We start from the raw sequence: 21,537 nt of genomic DNA on the forward strand, positions 1-21,537 counted from the left end.
TAATAGAATTATAAAATAATAAAAATTAAAAAATGAAAAATAATAAAAAATAATAGAATTATAAAATAATAAAAATTAAAAAATGAAAAATAATAAAAAATAATATAATTAAAACATAATTATATACCTAAAATTAAAGAAGATTGAATATAAACATTTTCAAAAAGAAGTGGATTTATGAATGGATATTTAGAAATAATCAGGCCAGGAAATGCTGTTATGGGGGTAATAGCAGTTATTTTAATGGCAATTATAGGTGAAGATTATAACATACCAATTATATTAGGAGCTATAGCTGTTTTTTTAGCAATGGGTGGAGGCAATGTTATAAATGATTATTTTGACCATAAAATAGATGCCATAAACAAGCCAAATAGGCCTATACCCTCTGGTAGGATTTCTCTTCAAAATGCTAAAATATATGCATATGTCCTATTCTTATTATCAATAGTTATTGGATTTATAATAAGTTATCTAGTAAACAGCCTAATACCAGCAATTATTGTAATAATATCATCAATATTAATGTATTATTATGCATATAAGCTTAAAAAAATTGCAATTATTGGAAATCTAAGCATATCTATTCTAACTGGCCTCTGTTTTATTTTTGGAGGATTTATAATTGGTTTAGAAACTTTTAATAATAATATAATTATAACCTCATTATACCTAGGATTTTTCGCATTTATTATGACAATGGCAAGAGAAGTAACAAAGGATATGGAAGATATTGAAGGAGATAAAACAGAAAAAGCAAGAACTTTTCCAATATTATATGGACTTAAAAAATCATCATATTTAGCTGGTTTTTTAATGATTCTTGCAAGTGTTTTAAGCCCAATTCTATATTTTAATGGAATATTTAATTTTTACTATATTCTAATATTATCTCTAGCTATAATAACCTTTTTTTATGGAGCATACACCATTTTAAAAGACCAATCAATAGAAAGTGCGAAAAAAGCATCTAAACTTGTTAAAATAGGCATGATGATTGCATTTATATCATTTGCAGTAGGATCATTCTAATAATATGGACCTATTGTAATAATATTGCTATTGAATCACTAATAGCAGTATTCACTAATTAATACGTCAAATATATTATAATTATTATCCCGATTATTATTATCCCAAATATTATTATAATTATTATCCTAGTTATTATTATAATTATTTCTAATTATTTAATTCAAAAAATGAAGAAATTAAGAGATTAAGTAGAATATTATTGTATGTTTCTCTGATAAATTATTACATCTCCAAATTTTTTAACTGGTGAAAATCCATTAATATAAGTTTTATTACTTATTGATATAAAATAATCCGTTTTGTTAGCTATCATCATCTCAGAAAGTTTATTAGGAGCATATTTCCAATTTACATAAAATACTTCTTGTTTTAAATACCATGTAAATATTGGGCCTCTTTCTGCCCAAATTACTAAATTTTGATAATCAGGATTGTTTATCTTAATCCACTCTACAGCTTCTCTTTCATTATGAACTAAAGGATCGTTTTTATTCATATCTAAATAGCTAAAAGAAGATATTAAAAATAAAGCTATTAAAACTATTGGAACTAAATTCTTAATTATGCCATTATTTATAGAAAAATGACTCTTTTTAAATAAGCTATAATTTTTGAAATTGAATGAATTTAATATCAATTCTAAAGCTAAAATAACAAAAAATATAAATCCTGGAGCCATAGTAGTGAAATATCTATCTGCTTTAACAAGGTGAGCTGAAAAGAATATTAAATATGAAAAAAACCATGCAAACATTAATAAATCAAAACTAAGTTTATCATATTTATAATCAGAACTTATCTCTTTTAAAGGAATATTTCCAGTATTTATATCTTTTAAAGCATTATTATTTGAATCTATTCCTTTTGAATCTATTTCTGTTGAATCTATTCTTTTTGAATCCCTTCTTTTTGAATCTATTTCTGTTGAATCCCTTCTTTTTGAATCTTTTCCTTTTACATTTATTCCATCAGGAACCATAAAGATAATTTTATTTAATATATACGATAAAGTAAATGCAGATGCAAAGAAGATTAATTCACTATAAATAAATGATATTTTGCTAGCTGTTAAAAATGAAAGAATAATAACTAATAAATTTATACAAAGAAACATGTAAAGAAGTTTATTTGAAATTTCAACATTTAAAAATTCAAATTTGCTTTTATTATTATCCCTAGATTCATAATACCTATCTTTTAAAAAGTTAATAGATTTGTAAGCTCCAATTATAATGCCAACAATAGCAATAATGATTAGTAAATATGCTAAAATTTCATTTATACTATAAATAAACCTCGGCATGTTTGTAAAATAAAAAAATAAATCATTTTGAACTTTTAAAGTAGAACTTGTTGTCTTTGAAGCTATATCCTGAGCCTGATTTAAAAATCCAAAAGGTATTTTATTTATTAAAAAATAAGCTATAAAAGGCATAGCTGTTATAATTCCTAAAATTATTCCTAAAACGGTATTTTTCCAATATTTCTTAATATTAAGAATAATATCTGGTTTTGATATTACATATAAAATCATTAATGGAATAGCTAGTCCTGCTGTATATTTTGCAAAAAAACCTAATACTGCTATTGGGAATGCCAAGTATAAATATTTTTGATTCTTTTCAATTCCTAAAACAAAGAAATATATAGATATTATAGTTAGTGAAACACTTGGAATATCTATTGTACCATTAGCAGCCCATAAAAGATTTATTGAAAGACCAGCATATAAAATACTTCCTAAAATAGCAATTAAATTTCTAAATCTTAGTTTTAAAAGTGAGAAGAATCCAAGAACCCCAATAATATAAAAAATTCCAGTTACTGTGAATATACTTGTTTCACTAACAAATCCTAAATCAAATAATAATGAGGTTAAAAAAGGTATAAGAGGAGATAAATAATTAATATATCCATATCCATCAATAGAATACCCAGAAAATCTAAGAGCCTCAATTAGATAAAAATAAACATCCCGATATGAAGTTCCTAAAATCTCATGAGAAGTATTTATCCATATTAAAAGTATAGTGATAATGGAAGAAAATAACAATATAAATAAAAATGAAAGCTTGTTTTCATTTGATTTAAAAAATTTAGTGATTGAATTGATTTTTTTAACTTTCAAAATGTTTTCCTCCACATTTATAGAACAAATATATTAATGAGTTAATTTTAGATAATATTAAATCTAAATAAAATATATAAATGATTAGTTATATCAATATAAGATTATATCAATATTAAGATATTAATTATATTAATATTTACGTTAATAAATTTAATGCTAATAGTTATATTAATAAAAGTATTATCAATAGTCATATTCCATATAAACCATTTATAGTGAAAAAAATATATTAAAAAATATAATAGAAAATATTTTAAAAAGTATTTTAAAAGGTATGTTAAAAAATATATTAAATTAGGCAAATTTAATTAATAAAAAAACAATTTGATTAAAAGAATCGATTTATATAGATTTTGAGATTTTAATTTATATAGATTATAATAATTTAATAAACTCCTATTAATTATTCTGATTGGAGCTAATATATGTTTAAAAGTAGAATCCTTGATAAAGCAGACAAAAATAAAATAGATATATTATTTATATTCATAATAGCTATTTTTACATCAATATTAGTGTATTTATTAATAAATGCAAACAATCAATTAGGAATATATTGCTCTGATGTTTTTATTTATTTAACAAACTCCTTAAATCTTGCAGGATATCCTCTTGGTAAAACATCAAATCTATATTTATCACCAGTAATATGTATCATAACATCTTTAATATTTAAATTAGGATATATCAATCAAATAGCAATATTCACAGTAACAGGTTTATTTTTCCCCATAGCATCCATAGGGACATATTTTTTATTTAGATTAAAATTAAATAAAATAATTAGTTTATTTGGTGCAATACTATTTTCAAGTTTCTCATTAAACATATTATGGGTAGCTAATGGAACAATGGACATACCCGCAATAGCTATCACTATTTGGATTATTTACTTTACAATTTTAGCAGTTAATAGAAATCCAAAATACTATTTAATAGTATTACCTCTTTTTACAATTGGTTTTTTCATAAGATATACTGTTGGATTCATTTTACCTTTGATGATTCTGTATATCTTATTTGAAATAGACATAATAGAAAAATTAAAGATTTTAAAATCTAAAAATAAATTTTTAAGTTTTTTAAATAAATCAAATCTAAAAAAGATATTAAAATCAAATAATTTTAAATATTTTTTAATAGGAATAATCATAGCATTACTTATATTTTCTTTATTTTTAATTTTTTTAAATATTAAAGGTACAGATTTAACATTTATAAGCCAAACCCAAAGCGCTGTTTCAGGAGATAAGGGTTCTTCTCTAGATCCTGGTTTTAGACCAGAACCCTATTTTTATTTGGAAAATTTAGGAAATTTTATATCATCAAACAGTTTGGAGTTTCATAAGCTAATCCCAAGTCTTAAAAGTCCAGGAATATTATCTTACTTTGTATTAATTTTAATATCTGGAGGAGCATTATTATATATATTAGAAATTATATTTAAAAATCTTAAAAGTCGTGCAAATAAAAAATATAAGATTAAAAGCCATATAAAAAATGCAAAAGATACAGATAATAAAAAAAATGGAAAAAATTCAAAAAGGAGATTTTATCTAAAAATATTATTAATTATCATAATATCAATCATTATAATTATTACCTATAAAAAGATTTCATCAATAATAAGTGAAATATTCTTCTTAATTAATATTTTATTAATATATAATATATTAAATAAAATATCTAACAATGATTCGAATATTTTAAATAATAAAAATAATTTGAATAGTTCAGATAGTTTAAATAATAAAAATAATTTGAATAGTTCAGATAGTTTAAATAATAAAAATAATTTGAATACTTTAGATAGTTTAAATAATAAAAATAATTTATATGACCATAGCGCAGATAATAAGTATGAAAGTAATTATAGGCCAATTAAAACATTGAATTTCAATTTATTGATGATATCTTGGTTTTTCATATATTTAATCTTCTTTAGTTTTAGTGATGTTAAGGTAGACAGATATTTTATAACAGTTATGCCAGTTATTGCATACTTTGGAGCATATTCACTTAATTTTTTATCTTTAAAAATTATAAAATTTTTAGAATTTTATAAGCATAATGCTGATAACTATGATAAAAAAGATAGTGATATATTCAATGAAAAAAATATTGAAACAGTTAACAAAGATATAAAGAAATCAAATATTAAAAGTGAAAGCAAAATTCAATGCATAATAACCATAATACTCATTTCAATTTTTATTATTTCTGCTTTCAATAATGTTGGAATAATACCTTCTAAAAATCAAGATGTTGAAGGTCCAATTGTAATTTCAAATTGGCTTAAACATTATGATCCAGATTATGAAAATAAAGTTATTTGGACATATAATACAAGATATTATACCTGGTATTTAATGATGAATGTAGGGGCAGCATATGAAAAAGATATTCCTAAACTAGAAAAAAATAATGTGACATATTATATTTCTAGAAATATATCAAAAGAAAATTATACTATTGAAAATTATACAATGATAAAAAAATATAATAATATTAATCTTTATAAAAGAAATACTAATTAAAAAGGTTAATTTTTATTAATTGAAAATAAAATCAATGAATTGATAAAATATAAGAAATAAAATAGGTTATATAAAAAATAAAATAGAATATATAAAAAATAAAATAGGATATATAAAAAATAAAATAATTTATATAAAAAATATATCTTATAATAAGACATATCTCATAATAATCTAAATTTTATAATAAAATAAATTTTATAAAACAAATAGGTAAACAATGAAAATTTTACATATAGTTCCAACATATTACCCTTGTTTAGAAGCAGGAGGAGTGGTTAATGCTGTTTATCAGTTGGGTAAAAAGCAAGCAAAAGAAGGAAATAGTGTTTCTATTTTTACAACTGATAGCTGTAAAAAACGTATGCAGCTCGATGAAAGATATGGTATTGATGTTGATGGAGTTAAAGTTTATTATTTTAGAAATCTTTCAAATTCACTTAAATCAAAGTTTTTAATTGATACTCCCTATTTATTGCCTTTTAAAATAAGGAAAGAAATAAAAAATTATGATATTGTCCATATACATGAACATAGACACTCTTTAGCTATTTTAGCTAGTTATTATGCATCAAAAAATGGAATACCTTATGTTATACAAGCTCATGGATCAGTACTTCCTTTCTTTCAAAAAGAAAAACTTAAAGAACTATTTGATAAAATTTGGGGATTTAAAATTCTTAAAAATGCATCAAAAGTTTTTGCATTGACAGATACTGAAAAAAAACAATATTTAAAAATGGGAGTGGAAAAAAACAAGATAGAAATTGTTCCATTAGGAGTTAATATTGAAGAATATTATAAATTACCAAAAAGAGGTAATTTTAGAAGGAAATATAATATCGAAAAAAATGAAAATCTACTCCTTTTTGTTGGTAGAATTCATAGAATAAAAGGTTTAGATCTCCTTATAAATTCTTTTGATATTTTAAATCAAAAAAATATAGATAATTTAAAATTAGCCATAGTTGGCCCAGATGATGGTTTTTTAAATGAATTAAAAAGACTTATAAATGATTTTGATTTAGAAAATAAAGTTATTATAACTGGCCCTTTATTTAATAATGACAAATTAGAAGCTATTGTTGACTGCGATATATTCATTATGCCATCCCAATATGAATCATTTACAACAAGTGGTTTAGAAGCAATGGCGTGTGGAAAACCATTAATACTAACTAAAAATAATCACATACATAGTTGGGTTGATGGTAATACTGGATTATGTTCCGAATATGATAAAAATGATCTTGCAACTAAAATTACAGAATTACTAAATAATCCTGAATTAATGAAAACTTTTGGAAAAAATGGATTAAAAGAAGTAGAAAAAAATTATAATTGGGATTCTGTTGAAAAAAGAATAATGTCAATATATAAAAATTTAGTGAAAGAAGATACTTAATTTAAGTATTAAAAATATAAAATACCAAATTAAGAATATCCAATTAAAAATATAAAATTAGAAATATAAAATATTTCAATTTAAAAAAAAAAATATTAAAAAATATTAAAAAATATTAAAAAATATTTGAATAATTTTTATATAATAAGCAATTTCTAGTTATTTAAAACCCCTAACAAATTTTTTGAATCATTTGTTATATTTTCTACTCCATTTTTAATATTTTCTGCTGTTTTATTCAAATCAGATATTTGTTTATCAATAGAATTGATTTGATTTTGAATATTAATATATTCAGCACTACCAGGCTCATATTTTTTCAGTTCTTCAGTTAAATTTGATTTTTGTTCCAATAAAGAAGTTATATTATTCTTAGTTTGGTTTAAAGAATCAATAGTTTGCTCAGCTGGATTCAAATAAGACATTAAACTGCCTGCAGCAAAAACTCCTATTATAACAACAGCTATAATAACAATTAACAATATTAAATATTTAAACATAAATACACCTTTAATTTATTTATATTAAACTCAAATATATGCAACTTTTATATATACTATTTTATACCTATTAAATTATAAAAAAATTTCTATTTAATAGTGAATTTTCTCTTTAAAATTAATAAAATAAAATTAACTATTTAAAAAAATTAATATAAAAAAATAATATAAAAAAAATAATACAAAAAATTAATATTATAAGCACTATAAAAAGACCCAAAATATTTTAATGGACTTCATATATAAATATAATAATATTTATATCCATGATCAATATGGCAATAATTAAATTGAATAATTAATAGAGTTTTTATTAAAGGCCATATGAAGAAAAAGTATCTATCGAAGCAATAAAAGGGTTAATTTTCATGATAAAAAAGAAAAAATTACTATTAATATGTTTTTTTTTAATAATAACCTTTAGTTTATTGATAAGCCATGTTTCTGCAGAGAAGATTGATGACAACCCTGCAAAATATTTCAATAAAGTAAAAGTTAAAAATAGTAAGAACCCTTATTTTCTATATAAGCCATTTAAAAAAACTAATACATATATTGGAAAAGTAGATATAAAAAATACCTCATCGGGAGTTAATTATTACTATAACAAAAGTAGTAACTTTAAGAAGATAATGCCTGTTTATTATACCTACAATTCAGTAATAAAGTTAAAAACCAAAAAAATGGCAAAAACAAAGACATATAGTAATGGAAAATATAAATTAACCATTAAAACAATCAAAAATTCTAAAGGAAAATTTAAATATTTAAAATTAAAAAAAATAGTTCAAAAAAATGAATATTACATAATAAAAAACCCTTATTTTTCTAATTCAGAATATTTAAACTGGAGAAATTCCCATATTACTAAAATTGCGAATATTATAAAAAAAAATATTACAAGTTATAATTATAAAGACAAAAATGTTTATAATACTGAACTTGCGAATGCAGTTATTAGATATTTATGGCTAAATATTAAGTACGATGACAATTATTCAAATGATCAATCTGCTATAACAACTCTAAAAAGAAAAAGTGGAACTTGTTTAGGAAAAAGTATGCTTGCAGGAGCATTACTTAGAGCAGTTGGAATTCCAACATATTTCGAAAGTAGCTACCCCAAAACAGGAAAAGGACATATATGGCCAGTTTCCTATATATTTTATAATAATAAATATCAATGGGTAAGAGCTGAAACAACTTATTATTATTCAGATACAGAAGATAGATATTATTATTCAATTATAGGAAATTTACAAAAAGAAAACGAATTGTATAAAAAGGGAATAGATACTTTAAATAGCCAAATAGAAATAAACAATCAAGAAATAAGTTTTTTAAATTCTTTAATAAATTATAATAATATTTCTGCAACTGAGTACTATACTATAATTAACAAGGAATATTCCTCAAATTGTTTGATTGAAATTAATATTACAAATTTGATTTATTTAAGTATATATTTTAAATTGAAATATCCTTTTCAAAAAGATTCGCTAAATTGGTGGATAATAGGTGAAAATGGAATATATGATTATTCTAAAACATTTACATAACATTTAATTTGATAATCTATAGCGTATTATTCGTTAGATTAATATTTTAAAACTAATATCCAATAATTTATTTTTATTAATTTTATTATTATTTTTATTATTATTTTTATTATTAAATATCTCCTTTTTAATCAAACAACTTCAAATAGTTATTATTTATTTAATTATTCTTTAATCTATTATTCTTTAATCTATTATTCTTTAATCCATCATTTTTTTAATTTATTATTAATTAATCATCGTTTATGTCATTTTTTATTCTTTAAATCATTCTATTTTCCATTTTTTAATATTATATGTTTTATACCATTTTATTAATTATTCCTCAATTAATAATCAATTAATTTTTAGATATTTATTTTATATATTAATTTTATAAAATTCTACAAAAATATATAATAAATAATTATTAGTCATTGGTAATTATCTCAAAAAATCATTATTTTCGTTCTTAATGAAGTAATAAAAAATATAGAACAATTAATATTAAAAAATAAATAATATAAATAAATGATTATAAATTAATTAGAAAGTTATATTAATTGTTAAAGAGACATATATTAAATATATTAATTTTTAAAGAGACATATATTAAATAAATTATATTATATTAAATTTTATATCTAAATAAGTCTTGAAAAGGAAAACATGATTAATAGAAAAAATGGATAATAAATTTAAACATTTTATAAAATAAACAAATATTTAAACACCATATTAAAAAATTAAGAAGGATATTATGAAAGTTGTAGCATGCAAAAATTGTGGGGCTAAATACCAAATAGAGGATAATGAAAAAGTCGATGACTATGAATGTTCCGTATGTGCTGGAAACTTAAAATTCATTGAAAAATATCCTTCAAGACAATCCTTAAAAAAACAAAGTAATAATGGTATTTATAAAAATGATTCAGACCAAAATATTGTTTATTGTGAAGATTGTGGTTTAAAATATAGTCTTAAAAGTAATGAAAATCCTAATGACTATGAATGTTCTAGTTGTTATGGAAATTTAAAATATATTGATGAAAAATTCAATAAGGGACTTAATAAAATTGAAAAAGAAAAAGAAAAAAGTGATAAAGAACATTCCCAGATTGAGTCTGAAGAGGTTATATATGTTGAAAAACCTCATTATGGTACACAAACACAAAATCAGGACAATAATTTAAATAATAATAGCAATAATTATAATCATAATTCAAATAGTAATCAAAATACCAATATTAATTCTAATAATATCCTTAAACCTAACAAAGAAGACAATAATTCACTTAATCCCAATAATAAACCAAAATATGAAAATATACCAATTTTTGATTCGGATATTATTTATCCAATAACAGAAGTTAATTTAAGGAAATTAGAAAAAAAGCTAAGAAAAGAAGCTAAAATAGAATTTTCAGAAAATATATCAATGATTTATGATAAAAAATTTGAAAAAGACATACCTACTACAAATTCACAAAATCAATTCATTAATAATAATGAAAATAATCTTAAATACGATGAAAATGGCAATATCAATGTAAAACAGGAAAATAATCAAAATAAAATTATTGGAAATCATTTAGAAGAAAAATTATTAGATAATGGGCAAAATATAGAAAATTCTAATTATAATGGATCTAAAGAAGACTCAATATTTGATAAAATTTCAAAAAGAAATAATTACCAAAATGAAAAAGTGGAAAAGACATCCAAATTGTCTATTCAAAAAGAAAAATCAAATTATCATAAAAATGAAGTTGAAGATGATTTAAATAGTACATTTAAAACAGCAAATCAAAAACAAGAACTAGTTCCTCACCCAAATATAAAAAACACTTCTTATCATGATGTTTATATAATTGCTGGGCTGATAATTGCTTTAGTGGGACTTTCTGATGTTTTAATATCTAAAAGAATATACAGCATAATATTTATTGCAATCGGTATTATTATATTTATTATTGGGTTAATTAAAAACAAAAAATATGTTTCAACAGAAAAAAGAGGGAAATTAATTCGAGAAAAACTTTTAACACTTCCAGAAAATTTCTATGTATTATATTATGTTAAAGTTCCAAATTCAAATGAAGGGATTAATCATGTGGTTGTTGGATCTTCAGGAATATTTTCAATTGTTAGTCAAAATTACAATGATAAAGAAGATAAAGAAAAGACCAAAACTGAAAATGAAAATATAAACCTAGTAAACAAAGCAAATCTAGATGATTTAACTCTATTAAATGATCCAAAAAATTTTGATGTGACAAACAATAATAATAATAATAATAACGAAAACAATAACAATATAAATTATGATAAAAACAAAAATAATATCCAAATATCTTCAAAAAAATTTAAATTTAAAGAAGCAGAGAATAAATTTCCACACAATAATAAAATAAAACAAAAATCAATACATTTAAGTGAAGAATTAATTGATTTTTTAAATGAAAGTGGCCTAAAAGACTTCTATGTTGAACCATTAGTTGGGTTTGTAAACAAGGAAGTTGCAGTTATAAACATGCCCCTAACAGACGAAGATTTATTTATGGATGAATTACTGCAAAAAATAGTTCATGGGAAAAGACAATTAGATGATAAAACAACACATAAAGTTGCTGTGTTATTATCACAATATTCAACTGAATGTTCTTCTTAATTTAAGTATCTGATTAAGTAATTTTAGTGTACGATTAAAAAAATAAAAATAAATGAAAAATTATTTAATAAAGTTATTTAGTAAAATTATTTAATAAATTCTTAAAATTAATTATTTTCTAATTTTTTAATAAATAAAAATATAATTAAAGGTTATTTTATGAGTATCTTAACATTTTTTTATGAACATTACCAAAATTTTCAAAGAAAAAATTATATGAAAAAGGTTAAAAAAGTAGCTAAAATTGTTGGAAATGATTTAAAAGTTAATGGTAAAAGTTATGTTACAACAAATACTGAATTGGGAAATAATGTAAACTTCAATGGAATAAAAATACAAGGTAAAGGCAATGTTATTATAGGAGATAATTTTCATTCTGGAATTGAATGTATGTTAATAACAGATATTCATAATTATGATAATGGTAATGCAATACCCTATGATGAAAAGACCATATCAAAAAACATTATAATTAAAGATAATGTATGGATTGGAAATAGAGTTATCATACTATCTGGAGTAACTATTGAAGAAGGTGCCATAATTCAAGCAGGTAGTGTTGTAGTGAATAATATACCTAAATATGGAATTGCCGGAGGACATCCTGCAAAAGTTTTTAAATATAGGGATAAAGAACACTATGAAAAGCTTAAAAATCAGGGAAAATTTCATTGATAGAAATATGTAATGGAATATCTTGAAAAAATTATTTTTTATAATTAAAAATTAATATAAACTAAAAAATAGTTTAAAAATATAAAAATGAAAAAAATATTAGAATTATAAAATATTAAACATTAAAAAAGTCAGAATAGTAAAATTAAAATTATATCAAATTTATTCAATATATGAAGTAGGATCATCAATTTTTGATTCCATAAAAGCTCTTTTACGACGAACACATGATTCACAAACCCCACAATGTTTATCTTCACCAAGATAACATGAATAACTATCTTCCATTGGAGCATTAACTCTTTTTCCAAGTTTTACAATTTCTATTTTATCTAAATCAATTAAAGGAGCCTTTATTTTGATTTTATTATCCGAAATTGTTCCAACTGAAATAAGATTATTGAAACTATCTAAAAATTCTTTAGAATTATCTGGGAAAGTTACTGCTTCTTCTTTATCCCAACCAACAATTATTATATCTGCTTTTTCACTTTCAGCGAAAGAAGTAGCTATAGCAGTAAAAACAACATTCCTTCCAGGAACCCATACTTTATTAGCTGTTTTTTCACTAATTTCAATATCATCAATATCTTGGAAATTAACCTTAGGGATAGTATTATCACTAGTTAATGCAGAATTTCCAAGATTAGATAACCACTTAATATCTATTATGGTGTGTTCCATCCCTAATTTTTTGCATATTTCCTTTGAAGCACTAATTTCCTTATCTAAACTTTTCTGACCATAATTAAAAGTTATTGCATGAATATCATAATCTTTTGCAAAGAAACTTGTTGCAACAGTTGAATCTAGTCCTCCTGAAAGAACAGAAATTGCTTTTTTCTTATTATTTTTATACTTCATTTTTACCAACAAAGATAATTTAATTGAAATTTTCCATATTATTACAATTTTTTATCATATTAAGATAACTTAAATATATATTAAACTTTTTAATATTAAAAATAAGCATATAGAAAAAACTTAATCTTAATCTTAAATAATATCCTAAATAAAATATTACTTTAATAAAAATATTTTTATAATAAATATTTGTATAATAACTATTTTTATAATAAATATTTATTTTTATAACTAATATTATATCTTTAACTCAAAATAATATTATTAGTTAAATTATTTATACAATTTGATTATTATATATTATTGAATAAAAATAATTATCAATCAAAAAGGAGTTTAGCTAATGGAAGAAATATTTAAAAGAAGAAGCATTAGAAAATATAGAACCCAAAAAATTGAAGATGAAAAGATAGATAAAATGTTAAGAGCTGCAATGCAGGCTCCAGGATCTAGAATGGGTAAAGAACCTTGGGAATTTGTAGTTATAAAAAATAAAGAAACAATTACAAAATTAAGCCAAATGGATAGTAATGCAAAAGTTTTAGAAGGAGCTAGTTTAGCAATTTTACTTATAGCTAATATGAACACGTCACATTTTAAACATGTTTGGCAACAAGATATGGCAGCTGCCGCAACTACAATGCTTCTTGAAGCAAGTTATTTAGGTTTAGGTGCAGTTTGGATAAATATTGCACCAAAAGAGGAAAGGATGAAATATATATCTGAATTATTTAACCTTAATCAAAATTTAAAACCTTTCAATATAATAAGCATTGGTTATCCTGCAGAAGGTCAAGAAAATAAATTTATTGATAAATATCATGAAGAAAGAGTTCATTACGAGAAATATTAAAATTTAATAAAAAAAGTAATATTTATATTATAATCTTTTAGTTAGTATAACCTTTTAGTTCTTAAATTTTCTATTTTTTAGATTTTCTATTTTTTAGATTTTTTACTAATATTTGTATTATTATAGGTAATCCAGAGATAATGATAATACCTATTACCAATAAGGAGAAATTATCCTTAACAACAGGCAAATTACCACAAAAATACCCCAATAAAGTAAATATTAAAACCCAACCTATTCCTCCAATTACATTATAAGATAAAAATTTTTTATAAGGCATTAATCCTATACCTGCAACAAAGGGAGCGAAAGCACGGATTATAGGTATGAAACGGGCCAAAATAATCGTTTTTCCCCCATATTCTTCATAAAAATCATGAGCTTCCATTAAATGTTTCCTATTGAAAAATCTTGAGCTTTCTTTATTAAATATCTTAGGACCTATAAATTTACCAATATAATAATTAACAGTGTCACCAAGAATAGCTGCAAGTGACAGAATAACAATTGAAAGTATTAAATTCAGTTCTCCTCCTGCAGATAGAGCACCAATTATAAATAATAATGAATCCCCAGGCAAAAATGAAACAATTATTATTCCTGTTTCAGAAAATATAACTAAAAATAATATTAAGTAAGTCCATAGACCAAATGCGCTTATTACATAAGCCAAATAAGTGTCTAAGTTCAAAATAATATTTAAGAATTGGTTTGTAAAATCCATGCGAAAAATCTCTTTAACTAATTTTATAAATTTTCAAAGTATTAATTTAAAAATGTTATTTTCAAAATTAAAAATCTTAAATAACATTAAATATTTTAGAAAATAATTTAATTTTTAATATTATAGAATAAATTTATTTATTATTTATATAAAAATTAATTAAATAATATTAATTATAAAATATTTAAATCCATAAATTATAAATTATTTAATATGATTTAAATTAAACCATTTTTTCATAAGTTCCCAATTAAATAATGCAATTCCATCAGCTCCACCATCTAAAGCCGCTTTAGAATTTTCTTTTATCGTATTGATAGGCAAAGAAGTTTCATTTTCATCACTATCATATACTTGAATACCCATAGTTACCTTTGACCACCACGCTAAGCTTTTAAAGTAGGATGCTGTTTCTTTAATCCAAGAAGAATCTTGATTATAATTTCCAGAATATGCCATAGGAATAATAACATCAACATATTGAGATAATGTTCTAACATCCTGGCCATAATATTTTTCGTCCTCTTTTTCAGGCATGACTGTTGCAGATAATGTTACATCTTTATCTTTAAGGCTATCACTAACCATTGAAACAAATTTTGAAACAGCATTAGTAGAAGTTACACCATTAGGATAATTATATTCATATGCATTTCCAGGATATCTAATATAATCTAGCTGAATTCCACTAATGCCCGGAATAGCTGCAAATTTATCTATTTGATCTATTTTTTTATTAAAATAATCATAGTTAAAATCTTTTTTATCAGTATCTATTGGATTTACCCATGTTCCATTATAAAAACATTGCACCCAAATATGGACCTTAATACCTTTTTCATTCGCTTTTTTTGCCCAATTACTGACATTTTTTTCTCCAAATTCATCAACTGCACTCGAATGGAGAAAAATATTTTGAACACCATTTTTAGATAGATTATCTAAGTCTACATCATTCATATGTTTTCCTTGTACCCATACAGCATTTTGAACACTATCTTTTAAAGCCACTGTTGCAAAACCATTTAATAAAAGGGCAATTATAAATATAATTGCTATTAAAGCAATGTGCCTTTTTTTGATAGATTTGGTGTCAATTTTTCTCATTTTATCTTTTATGAATTTTTAATAATCAAACCAAAATTTTTAGATTTATCTTATTAATATTATTCAAATAATATTATTCAAATTTAAAATTCTTGTCATTAAATTTAATATTTAAAAATATAATAAATAGATTAAATTATAATATTTATTAAATATACTAAATTGAACATATTTATTATATTTAATTAAAAATTTCAATCATTATATTAGTTAGTTCATGAACTTATATATTTGGTTAAAATTTTTAAATATTTAATATAATGAGTTATTTTATACAAATATTTTTATATTTATTTTGTGAATTTATTATAAATAAAAATATAATTTAGATAAAAACAATGCAAAAAATAAATTAAAATAGGTATGAAATAAATTAGAACTAAATACAAAACTATATTTTGAATTGAATGTTAAAATAGATTTTAAAATAAAAAAACTAATAAAACATGATTTGAAAATTAATAAAATATAATTAACTAAAATATATTTAAATAAAATATAATTAAATAAATTATATAATTAACTAAAATATAATTAAATAAAATATAATTAAATAAAATATATTTAAATAAATTATATAATTATTATTAATGAATATTGTCATTATTTAATTTTCATAAACACAATTAATAATAGTTTTAAATAGATTATCGCAAGAAATATTATGTTTCTCATTATTGAAATCTTTTTCCTTATCCATAATCAAAAAAGCTAGTGCATTATTTACAATATCCTCCACATCATTAGATTTGAGCATTAAGCCCTTATTAATATAATATTGGTCAACTGCCAATGTTTCTCCAGGATAACAAGAAATGACTGGTGTTTTTAAGACTGCTGCCTCCCTATTTATAGTACCCCCTGCACCTATAACCAGATCACATTTTTTTATTACGCTTGAGATATCTATAGGAGGTTCCAAAATACTAACATTTTCTATGTCTTTAAAAATATCTGCTTGTTGTTGAAAGCGAGGCAATATAAGAATATTAGCATAATCCTTCAATGCATCCACAATAGGAGAAAGTACAGATTTTTCACAATCAACATCTAAATATGATGCAAGTGAAGGTTCAGGACGCATCAGGATAGTCTTTTTTAGATTGAGATTGATATTTAATTCTTCAAAAATTCTTTTATTGCATTCAAAACTTTTAAAATGTAATATTTCACTAGTACCATCATATCTTATTATTTTGTTTGGATCCACACCATAACGCATTAATTTTCTTAAATCAACAACTTTTGGTGCAATAATTTTATTACATAATGGTAATGTCATCTTGTTTACAGCTTCAGCATATTCATTATCTATCATATAAATATTTGGTATTTTAAGGCCAAAAGAGACCCTAGGAAGCTCAACAGAATGTTTAGCTAGGCATATATCAATTTTTTCAGGAGCTATAATATCAACAAGTTCATTAACCCTATTCGTACTTTCTTTAAGCTTTTTATATAAACCAGACCCTCCATGTTTTCCAGCTGAAATAAAATCAATAGAATGAGTTTCCATCAGCCTATGTATATCCCCAAAGTCACGAGCAGTTACTATTACATCTTCCCCTTGATTCTGAAAGTATTTAATTATATCCTTAAAAAACATTACATGAGGAGCATTTGTTATATCTATCCACAATTTCACAAAAATACCTCATTTATTATGTTCCATACTCGGAAATTAAGTTTATTAATTCACTTCCATTAATTAGTCTAATATTATTATTTTTAGTGAATTCATTACTTTCAAAATCAGAAGTCGTGATCAAAATTCCATTTTCAGCATTACAGGTATTTAATTTTTTCATGAAATCTTGAATTTCATCTTGAGAAATATTATCCTTTGACTGTATAGCTTTTAGATAAATCTTTCTAAGTCCTAAAATATCTTCATTTATAATACCCTCAACAAAAATTGTTTTATTATCCATTATTTTTAAATTTGACTGAGTTTGTTTTCTTCCTCCACCATAACCCATTGAAACTAATAAATCAATTATTAATTTAAAAAAATTATCTGAAGGATAATCTATTATATCGCTAACCATTACTAAACACTTCTTTAATATTTAATCTTTTTTTATTATGAAAGATATTAGCTAAAAAAAGTAAAAAACCTAATAAAAAATAAACCATGACATTAATATCCATTAAACCCGTTTCAATACATATTACTGCATAAGTCAAAAGTAAACTATAAACAAATATATAAGAAGAATCTTTTGATATCTTCATTATTTTATAGCCCAATCCTAGTATAAATCCTAGGAGAGTCATACCTAAGAATACACCTATTCGTCCAAAATCAACCAACATTGGTCCAATAATAGTTGGAGTAATAGAAACAGTACTCCTCCAAGCAATTAATTTACCAATAATCATTCGTGTACTGAAACCACTACTCCCCGGAATTGAACTAAGTGTCAATCTACCATGAGTAATGCCAAAATCGCCTGAAACACTATTTAAAAGATTTAAAACATTTATCGTGAAATCAACCCTAGATCTTAGTGAACCAAAAAGACCCATACTTCCAACACTATTTTCTTCAAGAGATCTATAATATCCAAATCCTAAAAGGAACAAAAATCCCAAAAATATGCCAATTATAACTTCCCAAATACAAAATATCCTACCATAATATCCTATTATAAACATCATAAGAATAACAGCACAAATATGTGTTCTATATCCTAGAGCAAATAAAAAAAAACGATGCAATTAAAATTAAGGTTAAAAATCTAAACCTTATTTGACCAAGGTTTAATTCATTATCTTTAAAACGTTTAAGATAAGAGACTCCGACTAAACCTACACCAGGTATTAACAAACTAATAGGCATAGTTAATATAGGAATCAATTTATAACGTAAAGAAGGGTTAAAAATTGGTAGTCCTCCCATGGATATTGCACAAACAAAAAAAGATAGAATTCCGATCAATATACAAATAAAGCCAATAGAATAAAGATCGATTGGCCTAATTTCAATAAAGTTGATTTTTTTTCTATCTTTAAAAAAGAATCTAGGCAATATAATTGCACCAAAGATAAAACTAAAAAATGCTAAAAGCAGTGTGATTTCCAACTCTAATGATAAATTAATAGTAGAAAGTAAAATAAAAATAAAAAATGCAATTAGAAAAGATAGAGGATGGAATAAATAATTTTTTAGTATTTTACTTTTTTTAAGAAAGCTTAAAAAATTTTTATTTGGATATATACTCCTGAAATAGCTATTAAGAAAACAATTTTCAATAGACAACATAACCTCAAATATGAGAAGAAATAATTTAGAATTTCTAAAAGACTTTTGAATAAATGTGGAAATCATTATTCCTAAACTATAAAAAAAACTCATATTAATACTCCCTATTAAATATAAAAAACCAAATTTTAAACTAAGTAATCATTATGTGACATTATTAATACTTATAACATCATAATTCTTTTTTATTGCTTCAATTTGATCTTTATTTGAATTATATATCCTAATATTAATTGTATCAGATTCACCATTAATATTTCCAAGAATTTTCGAAGCCACATTTATATCTTCATTATTAGCCATTACAAGAGCTAGTTGAAGATATGAATTTTTAAAAGTGGGCCGAATAGATTCTTTTTTTAAATCAGAATACATAACATTAGATAAATTCTGAAATACATTATTATTTACATTATTAACACTGATTCTTGTAGATATTGTGTAATTAGTTCCTTTCGGAATCCCTGATACAAATTTACTTAATGTTGAAATTTTTTGAGATTTAATTTCAAGATCAGTGACATTTTTGTATTTTTTACCATTGCTTTTCAGAGTTATCTGATTAATATAAATATCTGCATCATCTGCATCATATGCCGCCATTATAGGCGTGCTTGAATTATCAGGTAAAATTTCAACTTTTATATTACCTCCTTTATAAACATCAACCCATATAACTGTCCCATTAGCACTGATATCATTGCCTTCTTTATCAAAGCCAGTAATATCCGCATGAACAATTTCACCATTATTATATAATGTGGAATATTTATCTGGAAGATTTTGTATTGTTTGAGAATCGAAAATGTAAGTTTCGACACCACCAGCATCATCACTAATAATTGTATAAATAGAGAATACTAAAGCCCCTACAAAGAATACTATAATTAAAATATCAATTATTGTGAACCTAGATATAATCAAACGCAATTTTTTCATAATATTACAAAACCATTTTTTAAAGGATATACCTGCATAAAATCTAGAAATCTTTTTAAAATATCATTATCATGAACATTTCTGATGATTTATTAAATGATTTATAGACTTCTAAATTTGATATAAACTTTAAATAGTCATAGTAAAAATTTCAGGCATCATAAAAATAGCAATATTTGCCAATAATAAAAAGTTTATACTTCGTAATATGAACTTTAAATATCTAACATATACTCTTTAATATTTTAAATATAGAATTTAGAGTGTTCAAAACAATTATAATATCGTATAATTCAATACGAACTGTTTTATAGTTCTGAACATTAATGCCTAAGGTAATAATTACCATTATGTGGTGTGTTAGTAATAATATATAAAATTTACTAAAATATTCTTAAAATAAGAAAAAATATCAAGTTTTTTAAAGTTCTAAGCATCATTAGAATCTTTAAAAACTTTAAAATATATATTGATTCTTAATTTCGATAAATAAAATGTATTGTATTATATTTAACTAATATATTAACTTAATAAATTTAAAATTAGCTATTTAGAATTAAAATGAATCTAATTATTAATATAAGAAATAAATACTCTTTAAAATTTGTTAAAACTATAATTAAGTGTATAAATCATTAAATAAATGATATAAAGCCTATAAAGTTAAAATAATAAATAATATTAAAATAAAAAGCATAATTAAGTACTAAAAAAGATTATAATGATTATCATGATACGAATATAATTCAAATTAACCTATAAAAACTTTAAATAAATAATATTAAAAATTAACTAAAATTTAAATGATAAATAGATATTTTAAAAGTTTTAGGCATATATTATTAAGAAAGAAGAATAGTTGAAAGATTATTAAACAAATTTTAAAAAATTGAAACAAAAAATGAAAATAAACAACTTAAATATAAAACTAGAAATTAAATAATATTAAAAAGAACCATTATAAAAAATTAAATTAATCTTTAAAATTAAGATATTCATAGTCCATATCAGACAAAAAATCTATCTCATGTGAATATTTATCCTTAATATTTTTATAATAAAACCTATTAGAAAAATTTGACTTTTTAAAATCTTCGAAAACCTCATTAGGAACATTTTTATGCGCATATTTAGTACCATGACCATTTCTGAAAATAACAAACAATGTTTTAGATTCAGAGTCATAGTAAACTCTTTGAAAAGCAATATTATTAGAAAAATCCATTTATTACACTTCCACCATAGCCAAATAAACAATATAATTGGTTAAATTAAACTAAATTAAACTAAATT

General features: G+C 22.4%; 18 protein-coding genes. 7 read left to right on the forward strand and 11 right to left on the reverse strand.

Going from position 1 to position 21,537, the window contains the following annotated elements; genetic code table 11:
- Positions 1-177: 177 nt before the first annotated feature.
- Complete coding sequence (locus Q0087_RS04860; RefSeq protein WP_297898551.1) at positions 178-1,032, forward strand: UbiA family prenyltransferase; 855 nt, start codon at positions 178-180, stop codon at positions 1,030-1,032.
- 199 nt (positions 1,033-1,231) lie between these two features.
- On the opposite strand, the gene Q0087_RS04865 is transcribed toward Q0087_RS04860, so the two are convergent.
- Positions 1,232-3,163, reverse strand: coding sequence for a glycosyltransferase family 39 protein (locus tag Q0087_RS04865; protein WP_297898552.1), 1,932 nt, complete (start codon positions 3,161-3,163; stop codon positions 1,232-1,234).
- Between the two features lie 428 nt (positions 3,164-3,591).
- Between Q0087_RS04865 and Q0087_RS04870 the strand changes: the two genes are divergently transcribed.
- On the forward strand, positions 3,592-5,703 hold the full coding sequence (locus Q0087_RS04870) for a glycosyltransferase family 39 protein (RefSeq protein WP_297898553.1): 2,112 nt from the start codon (positions 3,592-3,594) through the stop codon (positions 5,701-5,703).
- Positions 5,704-5,923: 220 nt separating this feature from the next.
- Positions 5,924-7,108 carry a glycosyltransferase gene (locus tag Q0087_RS04875; protein ID WP_297898554.1) on the forward strand — a complete coding sequence of 395 codons (1,185 nt, stop codon included), beginning with the start codon at positions 5,924-5,926 and terminating at the stop codon, positions 7,106-7,108.
- 155 nt (positions 7,109-7,263) lie between these two features.
- Here the strand turns inward: Q0087_RS04875 and Q0087_RS04880 are convergent, their stop codons facing one another.
- On the reverse strand, positions 7,264-7,608 hold the full coding sequence (locus Q0087_RS04880; protein ID WP_297898555.1) for a hypothetical protein: 345 nt from the start codon (positions 7,606-7,608) through the stop codon (positions 7,264-7,266).
- A gap of 368 nt (positions 7,609-7,976) precedes the next feature.
- On the opposite strand from Q0087_RS04880, the gene Q0087_RS04885 reads away from it, so the two are divergent.
- The 3 genes from Q0087_RS04885 (at position 7,977) to Q0087_RS04895 (ending at position 12,492) form a co-directional block, all read left to right on the forward strand.
- On the forward strand, positions 7,977-9,167 hold the full coding sequence (locus Q0087_RS04885; RefSeq protein ID WP_297898556.1) for a transglutaminase-like domain-containing protein: 1,191 nt from the start codon (positions 7,977-7,979) through the stop codon (positions 9,165-9,167).
- Between the two features lie 739 nt (positions 9,168-9,906).
- Positions 9,907-11,817 (forward strand): hypothetical protein, encoded by a 1,911-nt coding sequence (locus Q0087_RS04890; protein WP_297898557.1) that lies wholly within the window; start codon positions 9,907-9,909, stop codon positions 11,815-11,817.
- Between the two features lie 159 nt (positions 11,818-11,976).
- Positions 11,977-12,492 carry an acyltransferase gene (locus Q0087_RS04895; RefSeq protein WP_297898558.1) on the forward strand — a complete coding sequence of 172 codons (516 nt, stop codon included), beginning with the start codon at positions 11,977-11,979 and terminating at the stop codon, positions 12,490-12,492.
- Between the two features lie 162 nt (positions 12,493-12,654).
- Here Q0087_RS04895 and queC read toward each other — a convergent pair whose 3' ends face one another.
- Complete coding sequence (queC, locus tag Q0087_RS04900) at positions 12,655-13,356, reverse strand: 7-cyano-7-deazaguanine synthase QueC (protein WP_297898559.1); 702 nt, start codon at positions 13,354-13,356, stop codon at positions 12,655-12,657.
- 343 nt (positions 13,357-13,699) lie between these two features.
- Between queC and Q0087_RS04905 the strand changes: the two genes are divergently transcribed.
- Positions 13,700-14,209 (forward strand): nitroreductase family protein, encoded by a 510-nt coding sequence (locus Q0087_RS04905; RefSeq protein ID WP_297898560.1) that lies wholly within the window; start codon positions 13,700-13,702, stop codon positions 14,207-14,209.
- Between the two features lie 70 nt (positions 14,210-14,279).
- On the opposite strand, the gene Q0087_RS04910 is transcribed toward Q0087_RS04905, so the two are convergent.
- From Q0087_RS04910 to Q0087_RS04945, 8 genes are all read right to left on the reverse strand, one after another.
- Entirely contained in the window at positions 14,280-14,933 is a 654-nt protein-coding gene (locus Q0087_RS04910; RefSeq protein ID WP_297898561.1) for a DedA family protein, read from the reverse strand.
- A gap of 204 nt (positions 14,934-15,137) precedes the next feature.
- On the reverse strand, positions 15,138-16,040 hold the full coding sequence (locus Q0087_RS04915; protein WP_297898562.1) for a putative glycoside hydrolase: 903 nt from the start codon (positions 16,038-16,040) through the stop codon (positions 15,138-15,140).
- A gap of 607 nt (positions 16,041-16,647) precedes the next feature.
- On the reverse strand, positions 16,648-17,685 hold the full coding sequence (locus tag Q0087_RS04920; protein ID WP_297898563.1) for a DUF354 domain-containing protein: 1,038 nt from the start codon (positions 17,683-17,685) through the stop codon (positions 16,648-16,650).
- A gap of 16 nt (positions 17,686-17,701) precedes the next feature.
- Complete coding sequence (locus tag Q0087_RS04925; RefSeq protein WP_297898564.1) at positions 17,702-18,088, reverse strand: restriction endonuclease; 387 nt, start codon at positions 18,086-18,088, stop codon at positions 17,702-17,704.
- Entirely contained in the window at positions 18,081-18,701 is a 621-nt protein-coding gene (locus tag Q0087_RS04930; protein ID WP_297898565.1) for an oligosaccharide repeat unit polymerase, read from the reverse strand. The genes Q0087_RS04925 and Q0087_RS04930 overlap by 8 nt, the downstream gene beginning before the upstream one ends.
- A 25-nt stretch (positions 18,702-18,726) precedes the next feature.
- The gene (locus Q0087_RS04935) at positions 18,727-19,398 is read right to left on the reverse strand and encodes a hypothetical protein (protein WP_297898566.1); all 672 of its coding nucleotides are present in this window, start codon (positions 19,396-19,398) and stop codon (positions 18,727-18,729) included.
- Between the two features lie 51 nt (positions 19,399-19,449).
- On the reverse strand, positions 19,450-20,244 hold the full coding sequence (locus Q0087_RS04940) for a hypothetical protein (protein WP_297898567.1): 795 nt from the start codon (positions 20,242-20,244) through the stop codon (positions 19,450-19,452).
- Between the two features lie 973 nt (positions 20,245-21,217).
- A complete protein-coding gene (locus tag Q0087_RS04945) occupies positions 21,218-21,469 on the reverse strand; it encodes a KTSC domain-containing protein (RefSeq protein ID WP_297898568.1) in 252 nt (83 codons plus the stop codon).
- Positions 21,470-21,537 lie beyond the last annotated feature (68 nt).

The sequence above is a fragment of the uncultured Methanobrevibacter sp. genome (assembly GCF_937881195.1).
Lineage (GTDB): Archaea > Methanobacteriota > Methanobacteria > Methanobacteriales > Methanobacteriaceae > Methanobinarius.